Source organism: Microbacterium aquimaris, assembly GCF_039531285.1.
Classification (GTDB): Bacteria; Actinomycetota; Actinomycetes; order Actinomycetales; family Microbacteriaceae; genus Microbacterium; species Microbacterium aquimaris.
In genome coordinates, this window is the sequence record NZ_BAAAPT010000001.1 from 597006 (window position 1) to 613757 (window position 16752).

Genomic DNA, 16752 nt, shown 5'->3' on the forward strand with positions numbered 1-16752 from the left:
GACCCCGATGCTCACCCGCCCCTCCCCCGTCGCCGTCCCCACCGACGAACAGCACTGGATCGACACCGTCACGACACTGGCCGCGGGCTTCGCCGAGACCGTCGCCGACGACGACATCGCCGCCCGCCTTCCGATCGAGCATCTGCGCGCACTTGCCGACAGCGGACTCGACACCGCCTTCCTCCCGGTCGAACACGGCGGCCAGGGCGTGTCGTATGCCACACTCGGCCAGATCGTGCGCATCCTCGCCCGCTCGCACCCGGCGGTGGCCACCGTCTGGCTCATGCACATCGGCGCCGCCCACGCACTGGTGACGACGGCGCCGGCGGAGGCCGCGGCGTTCTACGCGGGTGAACTGCGCGCGGGCAAGCGGTTCGCCAACGCCCTCAGCGAACCGGCCGGTGGCAACCACTTCCTGGCCTCCCAGCAGGATGCGTCGCCCGTCGACGGCGGGTGGAGCCTGACCGGGCGCAAGCTCTTCGTGTCGGGATCCGAAGCCGCCGACCACCTCTTCCTCAACGCCCGCGTCGACGGCCACCCCGCGTTCTTCGGCGTCACCGTGGACGAGACGGTCTCATTCCCGCCGATCGACGAGACCATGGGCATGCGGGCCACACGCAGCCGCACAATCGCCTTCGACGCCACTCCGCTGCCATCCGCACGCATGTGCGGGATACCCCCGGTCGACTACGCCAACCTCATCACCGTCGGATTCGCGTTCATCTCGATCGGCATCGCCGAGTCCGCACTCGACGCCCTCTCCGCCACCGCCCACCGGGCGAAGGGCGGCGCCGTGCTCGCCGAACAGCAGTGGGTCAAGCAGGAGACCGCGATGGTCTGGGCGCAGGTGACCGCGACTCTTCTCATGGCCGAGCGCACCGCATGGCTCGCCGACGGCAAGAACCCCCAGGCGATGCCCGCCGCGACCGAGACGAAGATGCTCGCCAATGAGGTCGCCAAGACCGCCGCGGCGCTGGCCCTGCGTGTCGGCGGTGGCGGCGCATACCTCGTGCGCTCACCCATCCAGCGGATCGTGCGAGATGCGCAGGCCGGCGCGCTGATGGCCTACTCGGTGCCGTTCAGCCAGGAGATCGTGGGGCAGGCCGTTCTGGAAGCCGGCGTCTGAGGAGGCCACCACCCGGTCGACGCGGCGATGTCGCACGCCGCGCGTAGCCTTGCGGTGATGGCCACCAGACGCACGACCCAGACCGCCCCGTACCGGTGCACCGAGTGCGGGTGGACCACCGTGAAGTGGGTCGGGCGATGCGGCGAGTGCCAGCAGTGGGGCACCGTCGTCGAAGCGGCCGAACAGACCGGGATCGTCCGCTCCGTCGCCGCGGTCGCCCCCTCCGCGCAGCGCGCGGCACGGCCCATCACCGACGTCGACACCCGGGACACCCCGCGGCGCACGTCCGGGGTCGCGGAGTTCGACCGCGTACTCGGAGGCGGTGTCGTCCCCGGCGCGGCCATCCTCCTGTCGGGCGAGCCCGGGGTCGGCAAGTCGACGCTGCTGCTGGAGGTCGCCGCACAGTCGGCCCGCGCAGGTGGTCGGGTGCTCTACGCCAGCGGTGAGGAGTCCACCGCCCAAGTGCGCCTCCGCGCCGAACGCACCGGCGCCCTCCACGAGCAGCTCTTCCTCGCGAGCGAGACCGACCTGGCGACGATCCTCGGCCACATCGACGAGGTGCGTCCCGACCTGCTCATCGTGGACTCGGTGCAGACGGTCGCCTCCGCGCTGAGCGACGGCGCGGCCGGGCACCCGTCCCAGGTCCGCGAAGTCGCCTCCGCCCTCATCCGCGTGGCGAAGGAGCGCAATCTCCCGGTGATCCTCGTCGGCCACGTCACCAAAGACGGATCCATCGCCGGCCCCCGCGTGCTGGAGCATCTCGTGGACGTCGTCTGCCACTTCGAGGGCGACCGCCAGACGTCGCTGAGGTTCGTGCGAGCGCTGAAGAATCGATTCGGCCCGACCGACGAGGTCGGGTGCTTCGACATGACCGGCGACGGCATCGCCGAGGTCCCCGACCCGAGCGCGCTGTTCCTCGGTCATGGAGACCCCGTCCCCGGCACGTGCGTCACCATCGCGCTCGAAGGTCGCCGCGCCCTCCCGGTCGAGGTGCAGGCCCTGACCATCGACACGACCGCCCCGAACCCCCGACGCGTGGTCAACGGCGTCGACGGCGCCCGCGTCGCGATGATCCTCGCGGTACTGGAGAAGCGCGCCCGCCTCCCGCTGTCACAGCATGACGTGTACGTATCGACCGTGGGAGGCGTGAGACTCGTCGAACCCGCCGCCGACCTCGCGATCGCGGTCGCGATCGCCAACTCGCTCAAAGACCGGGCCCTCGCGCGCGGCACCGCGGCGATCGGCGAGCTCACCCTGGCCGGCGAGATCCGACCGGTCACGCAGGCCTCGCAACGGCGTACCGAAGCGGCGCGCCTGGGCTTCAGCACCGTCGTCGACGCCGAGCAGCGCACCGTGTCCGCGGCGCTCCGGGCCATGGACCGCTTCGCCGCCCCTGCATCGGCCGAGACGGCGCCGGGGTTCTGAGTGATCAGGCGTCGAGTGCCGCGAGGAGATCGGTCGGCGTGGCCTGCATCGGATGCGGCCCGGCGATGTCCAGGAACACCGTGGTGATCTCCTCCTCATGCGCGGCGAGGAACGCGCGGAGCCACTGCGGGGACTGCAACGCCACGCCCGCGGGAAGGCTCTCCGGCTTGTGGGCGGCGTCGCTGAACAGCAGCAGCGCGACATCCCCGGAGGTCGGGTCCCGGTAGGTCCAGACCTCCCCCACGTCGAGCGGATTGTCGCGATCCCCCACGGTCATCAGCGGCACCACGGTCGGGCCGTGCCGCAAGGCGAAGGCCACCGCGGCCATGTCCTGGGTCTGCAGCGCATCCGTCAACTGCGTGTTGCGGAACTCGAGGGACTCGGACTTCTTCGAGCGCTTCTTGCCTGACGCCATCGCTCCAGCCTATCCGGCGAGCGGGAGAGAAGAGGGGGACGTGGGGACGAGGCGAACTGGGGGATCGACTCGGCCCCACGTCACGCTCACGACAGAAGTCGGAGCAAGCTTCGTGGCCCGCTGGGTGATCCACTGGGAAGGATCAGCTGCTGGGGACAGTTCCAGGCGTACACCGAAGCGCGTCCAGTCTAACCCGAGTACGAAACCGTATCTGTCCCCTCTTTGGGGGACAGGACGATATATCAGTCGAGCTGGGGCGCCGGCTCAGTAGAGCAGGAAGTACGCCGGCTCCGTCGAGGAGACGCCGCCGATCTCCACATCCAGATAGTAGGACGCGCCTCCGCCGGGAGCGCCCGGTCGCCCCGCCTCGGAACACGTGTCGACCGAGGAACGGGTGCGATCCCACTCGACCGGCGTCGAACTCTCCACGGTCTGCCCCGCTTCGAGCAGGACGAGCATGTCGCTGGGTTCGCTCTGGCAGTCGGTGGAGCGCCACCACACGTCGGAGCCGCTCATCACGGTGAACGACTGCGCGGAGGTTCCCACGTTCAACGTGCAGTCCGCACCGTTGTTGGTGAGTCGGATCGACAGCAACGGATTCTCCCCCGCCGCGTACTCCGACTTGTCGGTGACCGCCTCGACCGTCAGGTCTCGCGCCACGCACGGAGTCGCGGTCGGCGTCTCCGACTCCTCCGGAGATGCGCTCGCCTGCGCGGCGGGCGTCTCGCTCGCCGTCGGGCTCGGCGTCGCGGTCGGACTCGCCGATGACGCCGTTGGCGTCGGAGTGGGCCCCGACTCCGATGCCGCCCACGCCTGCCAAGGCTGGGCGACGAACAGCCAGACCAGACCCGCGACGACCACCATCAACACCAGCAGGACGGCCAGTCGCCGCCGACGATAGACCGCCGGGGAGTGTCGCCGCCTGCGCGGGGTGTCGCCGCTCATGCCCTCCAGGGTACGCACGCCGCCCGCGCGCACGCTGTGGGCGCGCCCATGACGACGATCCGCACGTCGCGGGGCCGAAGGTCAGAGCGTCTTCAGCATTCGCGTGTTGCCGAGGGTGTTCGGCTTCACGTGCGCGAGGTCGAGGAACTCCGCCACCCCTTCGTCGGGGCTCCGGATGAGCTGCGAGTACACATCCGGGTCGACCACCTGCTCGCCGATCGTCTCGAACCCCCGCCGCGCGAAGAACTCCACTTCGAACGTGAGGCAGAACAGGCGCGTGAGTCCGAGCTCGCGCGCCTGCGTCTCGAGCGCATCGACGATGGCCGTACCGACCCCCTTGTGCAGCCAGTCGTCCGAGACGATGAGCGTGCGCACCTCACCCAGCTCCTCCCACATGACGTGGAGGGCACCGCAGCCGATGAGATTGCCGTCACCGTCCTCGGCCACGAAGAACTGCTGCACCGCTTCGTAGAGCACCACCAGGTCTTTACCGAGCAGGATGCGCTTGTGCACGTACGGCTCGAGCATCGCCTGGATGGGCCGCACATCGCGGGTTCGGGCAGGACGCACGACGTATTCGGCCATCCCTCCACCATACGCCGCAGGATCCGGGGGGCATGCGGAAGGGCGGATGCCGTCGCACCGGCCCCGGTCTTCCCGGGAGGGTGCGACGGGCATCCGCCCTCGTGTCGCGTGGCCTCAGCTGGAGGCGGCGATGTCCGGTGTCGCGGTGATCTCTCCCGCGGTACCCACCCCCACCGAGACCTTCTCGCCACGGGGACCGTGCTCGAACAGGAAGACGCCGTTCTCGGCGTCGACCTTGACGTGGTCGCCGGGGTTGAGTTCTCCGTGCAGGATCTTCTCGCTGAGACGATCCTCGATCTCGTGTTGCATCGCGCGACGCAGCGGGCGAGCTCCCAGGGCCGGGTCGAAGCCGACCTCGATGAGTCGCTCCTTCGCCGGCAGCGACAGCTCGATCGTCATGTCGCGGTCGAGCAGGCGCTCGCTGAGCCGCTTGGTGAACAGGTCGACGATCTGGATGAGCTCGCCGCGGTTCAGCTGCGGGAACACGATGATGTCGTCGACACGGTTGAGGAACTCCGGCTTGAAGTGACGCTTCAGCTCTTCGTTGACCTTCCCCTTCATCCGGTCGTACGTCGTCGACGTGTCACCCTCGACCTGGAACCCAACCGGGCCACCGGCGATCGCCTGGGAACCGAGGTTCGTGGTCATGATGATGACGGTGTTCTTGAAGTCGATGAGGCGCCCCTGGCCGTCGGTCAGACGACCTTCTTCGAGAATCTGCAACAGCGAGTTGAAGATGTCGGGGTGCGCCTTCTCGATCTCGTCGAAGAGCACGACCGAGAACGGCTTGCGGCGTACCTTCTCGGTGAGCTGACCGCCCTCTTCGAAACCGACGAATCCGGGAGGGGCACCGAACAGACGCGACACGGTGTGCTTCTCACCGAACTCCGACATGTCGAGGGAGATCAGGGCACCCTCGTCGTCGAAGAGGAACTCGGCGAGCGCCTTGGCCAGTTCGGTCTTTCCGACACCGGTCGGGCCGGCGAAGATGAACGAGCCCGACGGACGCTTGGGGTCTTTCAGACCGGCGCGTTGGCGGCGGATCGTCTTCGACAGCGCGGCGATGGCCTCTTCCTGGCCGATCACACGCTGGTGCAGGGCCTTCTCCATGAAGACCAGGCGGCTCGATTCCTCCTCGGTCAGCTTGAAGACCGGGATGCCGGTGGCCTGCGCGAGGACTTCCGCGATCAGTCCTTCGTCGACGACGGCGTGGCTCGCAACGTCACCGGAGCGCCACTGCTTCTCAAGGCGCAACCGCTCGGCGAGCAGCGACTTCTCCTCGTCGCGCAGCGAAGCGGCCTTCTCGAAGTCCTGCTCCTCGCTGGCTGCTTCCTTGTCTTCACGGACCTTGGCGATCTTCTCGTCGAACTCCCGCAGCTCCGGCGGGCTCGACAGGATCGACAGGCGCAGGCGCGCGCCGGCCTCGTCGATCAGGTCGATGGCCTTGTCGGGGAGGAACCGGTCGGCGATGTAGCGGTCGGCGAGGTTCGCGGCGGCGACGATCGCCCCATCCGTGATCTGCACCTTGTGGTGCGCCTCGTAGCGGTCGCGCAGCCCCTTGAGGATGTTGATGGCGTGCGGCAGGGCCGGTTCGTTGACCTGGATGGGCTGGAAGCGACGTTCGAGAGCGGCATCCTTCTCGAAGTGCTTGCGGTACTCGTCGAGCGTGGTCGCGCCGATGGTCTGCAGTTCGCCTCGAGCCAGCAACGGCTTGAGGATGCTGGCGGCGTCGATCGCGCCCTCCGCGGCACCGGCGCCGACGAGCGTGTGGATCTCGTCGATGAAGACGATGATGTCGCCGCGCGTGCGGATCTCCTTCGTGACCTTCTTCAGGCGCTCTTCGAAGTCACCGCGGTAGCGGGAGCCGGCGATGAGCGACCCGAGGTCGAGCGAGTAGACCTGCTTGTCCTTCAGCGTCTCGGGCACGTCGCCCTTGACGATCGCCTGGGCGAGACCTTCGACCACGGCGGTCTTCCCGACGCCGGGCTCACCGATCAGGACGGGGTTGTTCTTCGAGCGACGCGAGAGGATCTGCATGACCCGCTCGATCTCCTTCTCGCGGCCGATGACCGGGTCGAGCTTGTTGTCTCGAGCCGCCTGGGTGAGGTTCCGACCGAACTGGTCGAGCACCTGAGATCCGCCCTGCGCGCCGGAGGGGGCCTGCTCACCGCTGCCCGCGGCGACCCCGGCGGGCTCCTTGCCCTGGTAGCCGCTGAGCAGCTGGATCACCTGCTGGCGGACCTTGTTGAGGTCGGCGCCGAGCTTGACGAGCACCTGAGCGGCGACGCCCTCCCCCTCGCGGATGAGGCCGAGGAGGATGTGCTCGGTGCCGATGTAGTTGTGACCGAGCTGCAGTGCTTCGCGCAGGCTCAACTCGAGCACCTTCTTCGCCCGCGGCGTGAAGGGGATGTGGCCGGTGGGCTGCTGCTGCCCCTGGCCGATGATGTCTTGCACCTGCTCGCGCACAGCGTCGAGCGAGATACCGAGGCTCTCGAGCGCCTTCGCGGCGACGCCCTCCCCCTCGTGGATCAGCCCGAGCAGGATGTGCTCGGTGCCGATGTAGTTGTGGTTGAGCATCTTCGCCTCTTCTTGGGCGAGCACAACCACGCGACGGGCACGGTCGGTGAATCTCTCGAACATCGTTCACTCCCTCGGCGCTTGGGGTGCAGGTCGCACTGCTGCGCGATACATCGAGGTTAGCCAGCGGCGGCATCCGAGGGGCCGCTGTTCGCCAGGGGCATATCCCCGACGCCGGCCCACTCGACCTCCGCCTCCCCTCCCCCACATCCACCCCCCACACCACTCCGCCGTCAGAACCGTGCAGGTGGCACGGAGCTGTTCGGATGAGGGGCCGTGCGGGGCGGGTCAGCGGGAGCCGGCGATGGGGATGCGGAGCGCGTCGAACGGGTCGCCGTCGAGCACGGCCTCGATGCGTTCGCCGCCGTCGTCGTCGCCGAGCCCCTCGACGGCGACGACCGAGACGCGGGGTCCGAAGTCGGCGGTGCACGGCTGTTCGGCCGGGAGCGGCTCGATCGTCACCGTCACCTCGGTGGGGGACGTGGCCACGGCGCCCCCGATGAGAGGCGGGCAGGTGGACGATCCCCACGTCAGCAGCAGGACGACGTCGTCGCCGGCCCACCCGGCACTCGGTGCGCCCTCGACGAGCCCGCCGCCCTTGCCGCCGAGATCGGCGTCACCGGCCACCTCGGCCTGGCCGCTCGAGGAGCCGGTGACCACGACATCGAGGTCGGCGGTCGGATCGACCTCCTCCGGAAGCGGCACGTAGACGCCCCGGGGCACGAAGTCGCGGGTGCAGGCGACATCGTCGGAATCGACGAGTTCGACCGTCAAGACACCGTCGGCATAGCCGGAGTCGCCCACGGTCGGAAGGCACGTGGAGCTGCCGTAGGTGAGGATGCCGATCGCACTGCCGTCATCGAGCCATGCCGCCTCGACCTCCGCTTCGACACTGCCGGCCGTGTCGGATGAGGCCAGCGGATCCGGTGTCGAATGCGGGGTCGCGCCGGAGGCGCATCCGGCGATCAGGACTGACGAAGCGGCCAGCGCGAGAGTGGCGATGACGTGGCGAGGGTGGAGCATGAAGTCATCATGCCCCCACCGACTGAACGATCGCGACACGTCTGATCACGCCGATGTAACGAATCCGCCGGAGTCCGCGCAGGCGCGACCGGGTCAGGTCACTGCAGGGCGGAGGTCAGCCTTGCGAGGTTGTCGAGCACCGTCGAGCGCAGCGGCTGCTTCTCCCACTCGTCCAGGGTCAGTTCGCGGCTGAGCGATCGATACTCCGCCTCGACCTCGCGCATCTCCGTGATGAACTCCTCACCACGCGCGAGCATCGAGATCTCCATGTTCAGCCCGAACGAGCGCATGTCCATGTTGCTCGAACCGATCACGGCCACCTCGTCGTCGACGGTCATCGACTTGGAGTGCAGGATGAACGGCTTGCGATACATCCAGATCTTCACGCCCGCCTTCAGCAGCACCTCGTAGTAGCTGCGCTGCGCGTGGTAGACCATCGCCTGGTCTCCCTCTTCGGAGACGAACAGCTGCACCTCGACGCCGCGGTGGCAGGCGCTGGTGATCGCCAGCAGCATGGCCTCGTCGGGAACGAAGTACGGACTGACGATGATGAGCTTGCGGTGCGCGGCGTACATGAGGGCGGCGAACAGACGCAGGTTGTTCTCGAACCGGAATCCCGGCCCCGAGGGGATGATCTGACAGTCGAGGTCGCCCGGCCCGGCCTTCAGCTCGTCGAGATCGGTCTCGGCGTAGAGCACCTCTTGCGTCTCGGCGTACCAGTCCGACAGGAAGACCGCGTTGATCGAGGCCACGACCGGCCCCTCGAGGCGCACCATGAGGTCGACCCAGTGGAGGCCGCGACGGATGTTCTTCTTGAGGTTGTAGGTCGAGTCCGTGACGTTCTGCGAACCCATGAACGCGACGAGCCCGTCGATGACCAGCAGCTTGCGGTGGTTGCGCAGGTCGGGGCGCTGATACTTGCCCTTCAGCGGCTGCACCGGCAACATCAACTGCCAGTCCGCGCCCATGTCTTCAAGGCGCTTGAGCGTGCGCTTGTAGAAGGGCTTACCCCGGTTCGCCCAGTGGTCGAGAAGGACGCGCACTTTGATGCCCCGGGCACACGCCTCCTCGAGGGAACGGAACAGATTGTCCGTCGCCTCGTCGGATTGCAGGATGTAGAACTCGACGTGCACATAGCGCTCCGCCGTACGCACCGCGTCGGCCATCGCATCGAGGCTCTCCTGGTAGTCGGAGATGAGGTGGGCGTCGTTGTCACCCGAGAGCGGCATCGCCCCGAGGTTGCGGTTCATGGTGACCACGGAGGTGAACCAGTCGGGCGCGTTCGGGCGCAGGCTGCCGAAATCGAGGGCCTCGCTGGACTCCCGGATGTAGGCGTTGATGTCGTCCTGCAGTTTGCGACGTTTCCGCGGAAGCCGCGGATTTCCGATGATGAGGAACAGCAACACACCGACGAACGGGATGAAGTAGATCGCCAGCAACCATGCCAGCGCGGAGGTCGGGCGCCGGTTGCGGGGGATGACGATGATCGCGGTGATGCGGATCGCCAAGTCGACGAGGAAGAGCGTCACGACCCACCAACTCGGCGGGTCGAACGTGAACGTGATCGCGTCGTCAGCCACTTGCGGCGTCCCCCTGACTGGCCCGACGGACGAACGGGCACTCGCCCCAGGCTATCGGGCCGGGCGTCAGTTTCCGGAAGCGGGGGCGTCGGAGGCGGGAGGGAGGCCTCTGCGGGCACGCTCCTTGGCTTCCAGGCGGGCGTAGGCGCGACGTTCGTTCCGGTCGGCGCGGATCATGCTGCGGATCACCCAGAAGAACAGCAGGCTGACCACGAGGGTGGGCAGGATCGCCCAAGCGGCTGCGAGCCAGAAGTCATCCACCCCTCCAGGATACGCGCCGTCGCGCGGGGAGGGAGCGACTCCTCCGCGAGCAGCCTGTGGAGGACCGCGTCGTCCACCACTGTCGAGGCTTCCCCCTGCGGCGCGTGCCCGCCCGCGAGGGTGGGGCGTATGACCTCGATCGTGAAGGCCGCCAATGCGGCAGAGTTCCTCGCCCTCGTCCCTCGCCTCGCCGGCTATCAGCCATCCGAAAGCCTCGTTCTCGTCCCCTTCGTGGGCACCCGCACGGCCGGCGTGATGCGGGTCGATCTCCCCGTCGCAGCCGACGCCGACGAGATCGACCGGTGCGCGGCGACCTTCCTCGGTATGGTCTGCCGGCTCCCCGACGTCGACGGGTTCGCCGCGATCGTGTACACCGCGGCGGGCTTCGCGGGCGGGATGCCTCATCGACGGCTGCTCGACGCACTGATCACCCGCGCCGACGCCGCCGGTCTCCGTGTCACCGACGCCCTGTGCGTCGCGGGAGACGGTTGGGGGTCGGCGTTCGACCCGGAGTGCCCCGAGGGCGGACACGACCTGGACCGGATCGAACGCGGCGCCGCGGCCATGCCCGACCTTTCCGCACCGACGGGCGATCAGAACACGGGCGCCTCGCTGCCGGCGGCGGACCTGGCGACGAAGGAACGTGTCGCCCGCGCGCTGACGCAGCTCGACACGGCCGTCCGGGCGGTGTTCGGCGAGGCGTCGGACACGTCCGAGCGGATCGACCCGCAGGCCCTCGCGGCCATCCACGCCCTCGATGACCTCCCCGCGCTGTTCGAGGATGTCGTGGAGGCCGAGAGCGGCACCGCCGCCGCGTTCGACCTCGCTCTGCTCACGTGGTGCCTGGCGCGGCCGGCCCTGCGTGATGTCGCGCTCGTGCAGTGGTGCGGCACGGTGCTCGATGGCGACGAGGCCCTCGACGCGCAAGCGCGGTGGGAGGAGGGCATGGCCTACCCGACCGAGCTCGCCGAGCGGATGTGGGGCGAAGGTGCCTCACCGGATGCGGAGCGCCTGCTCCGGGCGCTCGAGGCGTCGCTCCAGGCCGCCGCGGCGGCGCCCCGGGACCGACGCGCGGGCGCCCTCGCCACATGCGCGTGGCTGTCGTGGGCCCTCGGCCGATCGACCCATGCCGGAGCGTTCGCCGAGATGGCCTTCGAGGTCGAACCCGACCACGGGCTCGCCGGAATCGTGCTGACGATGGTCGGCGCGGGACACCTTCCCGCGTGGGCCTTCCGCACGCCGCACACCGGCATCCGTCCCCGGACCGATGCCGAGGAGTGAGGTCTGACGCGCTCCGCAGGAGCAGGGTCTCCGTGGCCCGAAGGGTCTACTTGACCAGCGGGAACAGGATCGTCTCGCGGATGCCGAGCCCGGTGATCGCCATGAGGAGGCGGTCGATACCCATTCCCATGCCCCCCGAGGGAGGCATGCCGTGCTCGAGCGCACGCAGGAACTCCTCGTCGATGCGCATGGCCTCGACATCGCCCTTCGCGGCGAGCTTGGCCTGCTCGGTGAAGCGTTCGCGCTGGATGACCGGGTCGACCAGCTCGGAGTACCCCGTCGCCAGTTCGAAACCGCGCACGTACAGGTCCCACTTCTCCACGACGCCTGGGATGGTGCGGTGTTCACGGACGAGAGGGCTGGTGTCGAGGGGGAAATCCATGACGAAGGTCGGACGCTCCAGGCCCCCCTTGACGAAGTGCTCCCACAACTCCTCGACGAGCTTTCCGGGGATGGCGTGCGAGGGCACCTCGACCTCGAATCGCTCCGCGATCGCCACCAGCTGGTCGAGCGGGGTCTGCGCGTCGATGTGCGGCGCGTCCCCGTCCCTCCACGCGGCGGCGAGCGCGTCGTTGAGGGAGTCGTACATCGAGATGCGATCCCACTCGCCGCCGAGGTCGTACACGGTACCGTCGGCCCACGTGACCTCGGTCGATCCGGCCACCGCGACGGCGGCGTCCTGGATGAGGGTCTGCGTCAGGTCGGCGATGCCGTTGTAATCGCTGTATGCCTCGTACGCCTCGAGCATCGCGAACTCCGGGCTGTGCGTGGAGTCGGCACCCTCGTTGCGGAAGTTGCGGTTGATCTCGTACACGCGGTCGATACCGCCGACCACGGCACGCTTGAGGAACAGCTCCGGCGCGATGCGCAGATACAGCTCCGCGTCGAACGCATTCGAGTGCGTCACGAACGGGCGTGCCGAGGCGCCGCCGTGCTGCACCTGCAGCATCGGGGTCTCCACCTCGACGAAGCCGCGCTCGGTGAAGGTACGACGCAGGCTCTGGTTGACCTTCGCCCGGGCGAGCACCGTCTCGCGCGCCTGGTCACGCACGATCAGGTCGAGGAACCGGCTGCGAACGCGGCTCTCCTCGCTGAGGTCGCTGTGCAGATTCGGCAACGGGAGCACGGCCTTCGAGGCGATCCGCCACTCGGCGACCATGATCGACAACTCACCGCGGCGCGAGGAGATGACCTCGCCGGAGACGAAGACGTGGTCGCCGAGGTCGACGAGCTCCTTCCAGGCGGCGAGCGACTCGTCGCCGACGCCCGCCAACGACACCATCGCCTGGATGCGGCTGCCGTCACCGGCCTGAAGCGACGCGAAGCAGAGCTTTCCGGTGTTCCGGCTGAACACGACGCGTCCGGCGACGGCGGCGGTCACGCCGGTCTCCGCGCCCGCTTCCAGATCGCCGTACCGCTCACGCAGCGCCGGAATGGTGTCGGTGACCGGCACCCCCACCGGGTACGCACCGCCGGCGGCGTCCTCGCGTTCGGCGATCAGGCGCTCGCGCTTGGCCAGGCGCACCGCCCGCTGCTCGAAGGTGTCGTCGGCGGACTGCTCGGCCGCGTCTTCAAGCGCAGCGGACGTATCGGTCATATCGGGGAGCTCCTCGCGAAAAGTCGCCGCCCAGTCTAGCCGCGGCAGAACCGCCCTCCGGGGCACCCCGTGCGGCGGGACGCGGTGCGGGACGGGTCACCCGATGTAGATCTCGGTGTTGTCGATGAAGCGATGTCCGCCCACGGTCGCGGCGATGAGGGCCAGCGCGCGACCGGCGTGCCCCTCGTCGACGGGGAGGAAGGTGGCGGGGTCGACGGCGTTGAGGTAGTCGAGCGTGATGCGCGACTCCCCCATGAGCGCGCCCTGCGCGGCGGCGATGCACGCGTCCACGTTGCGGTCGGCGTTCGCGGCGGCCGCCTCCAGCGCGATCGGCAGCCGTGCGGCGGCGACCCGGTCGGCCTCGTCGAGCAACGCGATCCGGGAGGACACCGGCAGCCCGGCGTCGTCACGGACGGTGTCGACGGTCACGACGTCGATGTCCCAGAACAGATCGCGGATCATGCGCTCGACGAGGAAGACCCGCTGCCGATCGCGGAGCCCGTAGACGGCGGTGTCGGGACGCACCAGCGAGAACAGCTTCGCCTCCACCGTGAGCAGCCCGTCGAAATAAAACGGACGCGAACGGCCCTCGTAGCGCAACCCGAGATCGCCCGCCGAGATCTTCGTCGTGGACGACAGGTCGGCGAACATCTCGGGGGTGGTCGGCGCGAAGACCATATCCACGTCGAGATCGGCCAGCAGGGCCCGGTCGGCCTCCGGGGTGCGCGGGTAGGCCTGCGCGTCGGCGGCCGTGCGGAAACGCAACGGGTTCAGGAACATCGAGACGACGACGATGTCGGCGGTCTCGCGAGCGGTGCGGATGAGGTCGCGGTGGCCGTCGTGGAGGGCGCCGATGGTCGAGATGAGGGCGACCGTCGACTCGGGGGCCTCCGCTCGCCGTTCAGCGAGTCGGGCGCGGAGCCCCGCGGTGGTGCTGATCATCCGACGATCGTATCGACCCGGAGACGCCTCCCCGACCGCGGCGGACGCTCACAGGACCGTATGGTCGGTGAGCGCCTGGTCCACGGTCGTGTGCACCAACCCGGACAGATAGCGGCCCGGATCGGCGACCCCCGCATCGGCCAGCAGCGCCGCCGACTGGGCGACGATCGAGCGCGAGAAGGTCGTCGCGGTCGCGATCGCCTCCGCATACGCCGCCCGCGACGCCTCGGCGACCACGACCGGTTCGCAGCCGAGCTCGACGGCGAGCGCCTGCGCGATGGGGAGGACCGCTGCCGGCGCGGTGACCGCCGCGTACGACTGCGCGAGCAGGCGCAGGTCCATCGAGGTTCCGGTGAAGGTCATCGCCGGGTGGATCGCCAACGGGATGACGCCCTTGGCCACCGCCGGGGCGAGGACGTCGGTGCCGTACGCCGGGTCGAGATGGAGGGCGAGCTGGCCGGGCTGCCAGTCACCGGTCTCGGCCAGTCCCGCCACCAGGCCCGGCAGTTCGTCGCGCGGCACCGCCAGCACGACCAGTTCGCTGCGGCGCACCACGGCCGGGGTGTCCAGGAACGGCACACCGGGCAGCACGGTCTCGACGCGTTCGTCGTCGGATCCGTGGGTGATGCCCACGAGCGCGTGGCCCACGCCGGCGAGCGCCGCGCCGATGATCGGGCCCACCCGCCCCGCGCCGACGATCCCCACGCCGAGGCGTCCTTCTCGGGTCATCTCTCCCCCAGTCCTCTCTCGTGTTCCCGGGATGCGCTCAGCACGGGGGCGGGATCATCCACCGACGCGTCGAAGGTGTCCCCGTCCCAACGGTGCGAGTGGTCTTCCGCCGCCGCGCGCACGGCCCCGGCGGCGACGGACTCGAACAAGCCGAGGGCGGCATCCCGATCGATGATGCCGAGCGAACCCGACACCCGACCGGCGATCGTGTGCGCGCGCACGTTCGCGACCGCCAGGCGCCGGTCGATCGGCCCCTGGGCCACGTCCACGCTCTGCAGCCTGGCCAGCGGAAAGACACCGAGCGTGCGCCAGATGACACCGCGTCGCAGGAACAGCGTGTCGTCGCCGAGGAGGAAGCCGTTACGCTTCCACGACAGCGGGCGGAACAGCCGTGCCCTGCGCGGCGTGGTGACGTACGGGTCGTCGTCGCGGGGACCGAGCACGCCGTCCTCGAAGATCGCCCGCCACTGCTCCGGCCCGAGATGCGGCAGAACCAGCCCGAGCACGCGGGCCACATCGTCGCGATCGCCGACCGGCAGCACGGTGGCGAACTGGTCCGACCCGGTGTCACCGGCCCCTCTGCCCGACAGGCGGTTGACGCTGACGGACCACCAACCGAGGGGCCGCCAGAAGATCGACTGTGACACCTCGACGGCATGGACCCGTCCCGGCGGGATGATCTCGGTGACGGTCGTGAACAGGCCGAAGGTGATCCGCACCCCGCTGCGCGTGGGGGCGATCGAATAGCGCAGGGATCTCGTGATCGTACGGATCGTGTAGGCGCCGAAGCCGAGCACGACCGGGAAGATGCCGAACAGCACCCAGGGCGTTCCGTAGACCGCCCCGGCGACGATGGCGATGATCCCGGCCAGCAGCGCGATCGACGAGCCGCTCAGCACCTGTGAAGCGATGAGGCGTCCGGGCGGGATGTGCACGACCGACTCCGGCTCGTCGGCCGGATCTTCGGCGCCGTGCACGAGTCCGTCGAGGCCGGAGGAGACCGTCAATGCGGCCGTCGCCGCCAGGTCGCCGGCCGCGCGTCGACCGGACACCCGGTCGCGCTCGGCCTTGGCGGTGGCCTCGGCCAACTGCCGGCCGGACGCGAGACGCAGGATGTCGGCGCGCACCGCCTCGGCGCTGGTCGTCGAGAGGTACTCGAGTTTCACGTTCGCGTCGAGCCCGGCCCCGACCACCTCGAGCTTGGCCATCCCGACGAGGCGGGCGATCATCGGCCGGGTGAGGTTGACGCCCTGCACCCGATCCAGGGGCGCGCGGCGATGGGTGCGGAAGAGCACCCCGGAGCGCACCTCGACGTCGTCGCCCGTGATGCGGAAGGTGTGGAACCGCCACATCAGGTAGAACAGCCCGACGACGATCAGCAACACCCCGAGCACCCCGAGCAGCACCACCAGGACGAGGTCGTGTCCGAGGACGAAGTCGATCGGGTCCTCGGCGCCCGTGAACCCGCCGGGGAAGAACCCGTCGAAGAGCACGTCGATGACCCGGTCACGCAGATTGGCGATGATGATGCCCGACACGATCACGAGCACGAGGCCGCCGCGGAACAACGGCGTCAACGGATGCATCCGATGCCAGTCGCCGTCGCTGAGCGGCGATCGTGCCACACCGCCGGTCGGCCCGGGCCCGTCCGGCGCGGGTGGTGCGGGAGGGATCTCGGTCACAGCCCGGTCCGGCGGGTCTCGGCGACGTCGATGAGGGTGTCGCGCAGAACATCCGCCGCAGCCTGCCGCAACCCCGGGATGACGACACCGGTGGACGCGGCGGCGGTCACGAGCTTCAGCTGCGCGATGCCGAAGCCGCGATCGAGCGGACCGTGGGTGATGTCGACCAGCTGCATGCGCCCGTAGGGCACGGCGACGACGCGTTGCCACATGATGCCCTTGCGGAACACGAGGTCGTCCTGCCGAAGCTGGTATCCGACGGCCCGCGCCTGCCGGGGCGTGATCACCAGCGTGATCGCGGTGATCACGAGGGCGACCCCGGCGGGGATCCAGATCCACCATTGCCCGAACAGCAGACTCATCACGAGCGCCACGGCGAGCGCGAGCACGAAGAAGAACCCGCCGGAGATCAGTTGCACCCAGACGTACTGGGGCGCCAGCTGGTGCCACGTACCATCGCCGAGCGGCAGCCGCGCCTCCCCCTTCGGCTCGCGGACGGACGTGAAGGTCCCCTCGTCGAGCACCGCGGCGGCCATGGGTCCTCCATCCGCGATCAGCGCGTCGTCGGGTGCCGGTTCCGCGGT

At 69.2% G+C, this 16752-nt stretch carries 15 protein-coding genes; 3 read left to right on the forward strand and 12 right to left on the reverse strand.

The window, feature by feature from the left end; genetic code table 11:
- Positions 1–7: 7 nt before the first annotated feature.
- Positions 8–1126: an acyl-CoA dehydrogenase family protein gene (locus ABD204_RS02805; RefSeq protein WP_194423175.1), complete on the forward strand. Its 1119-nt coding sequence runs from the start codon at positions 8–10 to the stop codon at positions 1124–1126.
- Positions 1127–1183: 57 nt separating this feature from the next.
- Positions 1184–2551, forward strand: coding sequence for a DNA repair protein RadA (gene radA, locus ABD204_RS02810; protein WP_194423176.1), 1368 nt, complete (start codon positions 1184–1186; stop codon positions 2549–2551).
- A gap of 4 nt (positions 2552–2555) precedes the next feature.
- Here radA and ABD204_RS02815 read toward each other — a convergent pair whose 3' ends face one another.
- The 7 genes from ABD204_RS02815 to ABD204_RS02845 all read right to left on the reverse strand — a co-directional run bounded on the left by ABD204_RS02815 (position 2556) and on the right by ABD204_RS02845 (position 9937).
- Entirely contained in the window at positions 2556–2966 is a 411-nt protein-coding gene (locus tag ABD204_RS02815; protein ID WP_194423177.1) for a dehydrogenase, read from the reverse strand.
- 264 nt (positions 2967–3230) lie between these two features.
- Complete coding sequence (locus ABD204_RS02820; RefSeq protein ID WP_194423178.1) at positions 3231–3911, reverse strand: hypothetical protein; 681 nt, start codon at positions 3909–3911, stop codon at positions 3231–3233.
- 81 nt (positions 3912–3992) lie between these two features.
- Positions 3993–4496 carry an amino-acid N-acetyltransferase gene (locus tag ABD204_RS02825; protein WP_194423179.1) on the reverse strand — a complete coding sequence of 168 codons (504 nt, stop codon included), beginning with the start codon at positions 4494–4496 and terminating at the stop codon, positions 3993–3995.
- Between the two features lie 114 nt (positions 4497–4610).
- Positions 4611–7136, reverse strand: a complete 2526-nt coding sequence (locus ABD204_RS02830) for an ATP-dependent Clp protease ATP-binding subunit (RefSeq protein ID WP_194423180.1) — start codon at positions 7134–7136, stop codon at positions 4611–4613.
- A 225-nt stretch (positions 7137–7361) separates the two neighbouring features.
- Entirely contained in the window at positions 7362–8096 is a 735-nt protein-coding gene (locus ABD204_RS02835; protein ID WP_194423181.1) for a hypothetical protein, read from the reverse strand.
- 98 nt (positions 8097–8194) lie between these two features.
- Positions 8195–9625: a cardiolipin synthase gene (gene cls / locus ABD204_RS02840; RefSeq protein WP_409263987.1), complete on the reverse strand. Its 1431-nt coding sequence runs from the start codon at positions 9623–9625 to the stop codon at positions 8195–8197.
- 117 nt (positions 9626–9742) lie between these two features.
- A complete protein-coding gene (locus ABD204_RS02845) occupies positions 9743–9937 on the reverse strand; it encodes a hypothetical protein (protein WP_194423182.1) in 195 nt (64 codons plus the stop codon).
- A 129-nt stretch (positions 9938–10066) separates the two neighbouring features.
- Between ABD204_RS02845 and ABD204_RS02850 the strand changes: the two genes are divergently transcribed.
- The gene (locus ABD204_RS02850; protein ID WP_194423183.1) at positions 10067–11218 is read left to right on the forward strand and encodes a DUF4192 family protein; all 1152 of its coding nucleotides are present in this window, start codon (positions 10067–10069) and stop codon (positions 11216–11218) included.
- A gap of 46 nt (positions 11219–11264) precedes the next feature.
- Here ABD204_RS02850 and lysS read toward each other — a convergent pair whose 3' ends face one another.
- From lysS to ABD204_RS02875, 5 genes are all read right to left on the reverse strand, one after another.
- On the reverse strand, positions 11265–12815 hold the full coding sequence (lysS, locus tag ABD204_RS02855) for a lysine--tRNA ligase (protein ID WP_194423184.1): 1551 nt from the start codon (positions 12813–12815) through the stop codon (positions 11265–11267).
- A gap of 96 nt (positions 12816–12911) precedes the next feature.
- Complete coding sequence (locus ABD204_RS02860) at positions 12912–13757, reverse strand: 4-phosphopantoate--beta-alanine ligase (protein ID WP_194423185.1); 846 nt, start codon at positions 13755–13757, stop codon at positions 12912–12914.
- 48 nt (positions 13758–13805) lie between these two features.
- Entirely contained in the window at positions 13806–14486 is a 681-nt protein-coding gene (locus ABD204_RS02865; protein WP_194423186.1) for a DUF2520 domain-containing protein, read from the reverse strand.
- Positions 14483–16168, reverse strand: coding sequence for a PH domain-containing protein (locus ABD204_RS02870; RefSeq protein ID WP_322597488.1), 1686 nt, complete (start codon positions 16166–16168; stop codon positions 14483–14485). The genes ABD204_RS02865 and ABD204_RS02870 overlap by 4 nt, the downstream gene beginning before the upstream one ends.
- Positions 16165–16704 (reverse strand): PH domain-containing protein, encoded by a 540-nt coding sequence (locus ABD204_RS02875; protein ID WP_241747858.1) that lies wholly within the window; start codon positions 16702–16704, stop codon positions 16165–16167. Before ABD204_RS02875 ends, ABD204_RS02870 begins: the two co-directional genes overlap by 4 nt.
- Positions 16705–16752: the final 48 nt, after the last annotated feature.

Excerpts from the sequence above, each read along its gene's own strand:
- ABD204_RS02805 (WP_194423175.1), top strand. The coding sequence starts at position 8 with ATGCTCACCCGCCCCTCCCCCGTCGCCGTCCCCACCGACGAACAGCAC.
- radA (WP_194423176.1), top strand. The coding sequence starts at position 1,184 with ATGGCCACCAGACGCACGACCCAGACCGCCCCGTACCGGTGCACCGAG.
- ABD204_RS02815 (WP_194423177.1), bottom strand. The coding sequence starts at position 2,966 with ATGGCGTCAGGCAAGAAGCGCTCGAAGAAGTCCGAGTCCCTCGAGTTC.
- ABD204_RS02820 (WP_194423178.1), bottom strand. The coding sequence starts at position 3,911 with ATGAGCGGCGACACCCCGCGCAGGCGGCGACACTCCCCGGCGGTCTAT.
- ABD204_RS02825 (WP_194423179.1), bottom strand. The coding sequence starts at position 4,496 with ATGGCCGAATACGTCGTGCGTCCTGCCCGAACCCGCGATGTGCGGCCC.
- ABD204_RS02830 (WP_194423180.1), bottom strand. The coding sequence starts at position 7,136 with ATGTTCGAGAGATTCACCGACCGTGCCCGTCGCGTGGTTGTGCTCGCC.
- ABD204_RS02835 (WP_194423181.1), bottom strand. The coding sequence starts at position 8,096 with ATGCTCCACCCTCGCCACGTCATCGCCACTCTCGCGCTGGCCGCTTCG.
- ABD204_RS02850 (WP_194423183.1), top strand. The coding sequence starts at position 10,067 with ATGACCTCGATCGTGAAGGCCGCCAATGCGGCAGAGTTCCTCGCCCTC.
- lysS (WP_194423184.1), bottom strand. The coding sequence starts at position 12,815 with ATGACCGATACGTCCGCTGCGCTTGAAGACGCGGCCGAGCAGTCCGCC.
- ABD204_RS02860 (WP_194423185.1), bottom strand. The coding sequence starts at position 13,757 with ATGATCAGCACCACCGCGGGGCTCCGCGCCCGACTCGCTGAACGGCGA.
- ABD204_RS02865 (WP_194423186.1), bottom strand. The coding sequence starts at position 14,486 with ATGACCCGAGAAGGACGCCTCGGCGTGGGGATCGTCGGCGCGGGGCGG.
- ABD204_RS02875 (WP_241747858.1), bottom strand. The coding sequence starts at position 16,704 with ATGGCCGCCGCGGTGCTCGACGAGGGGACCTTCACGTCCGTCCGCGAG.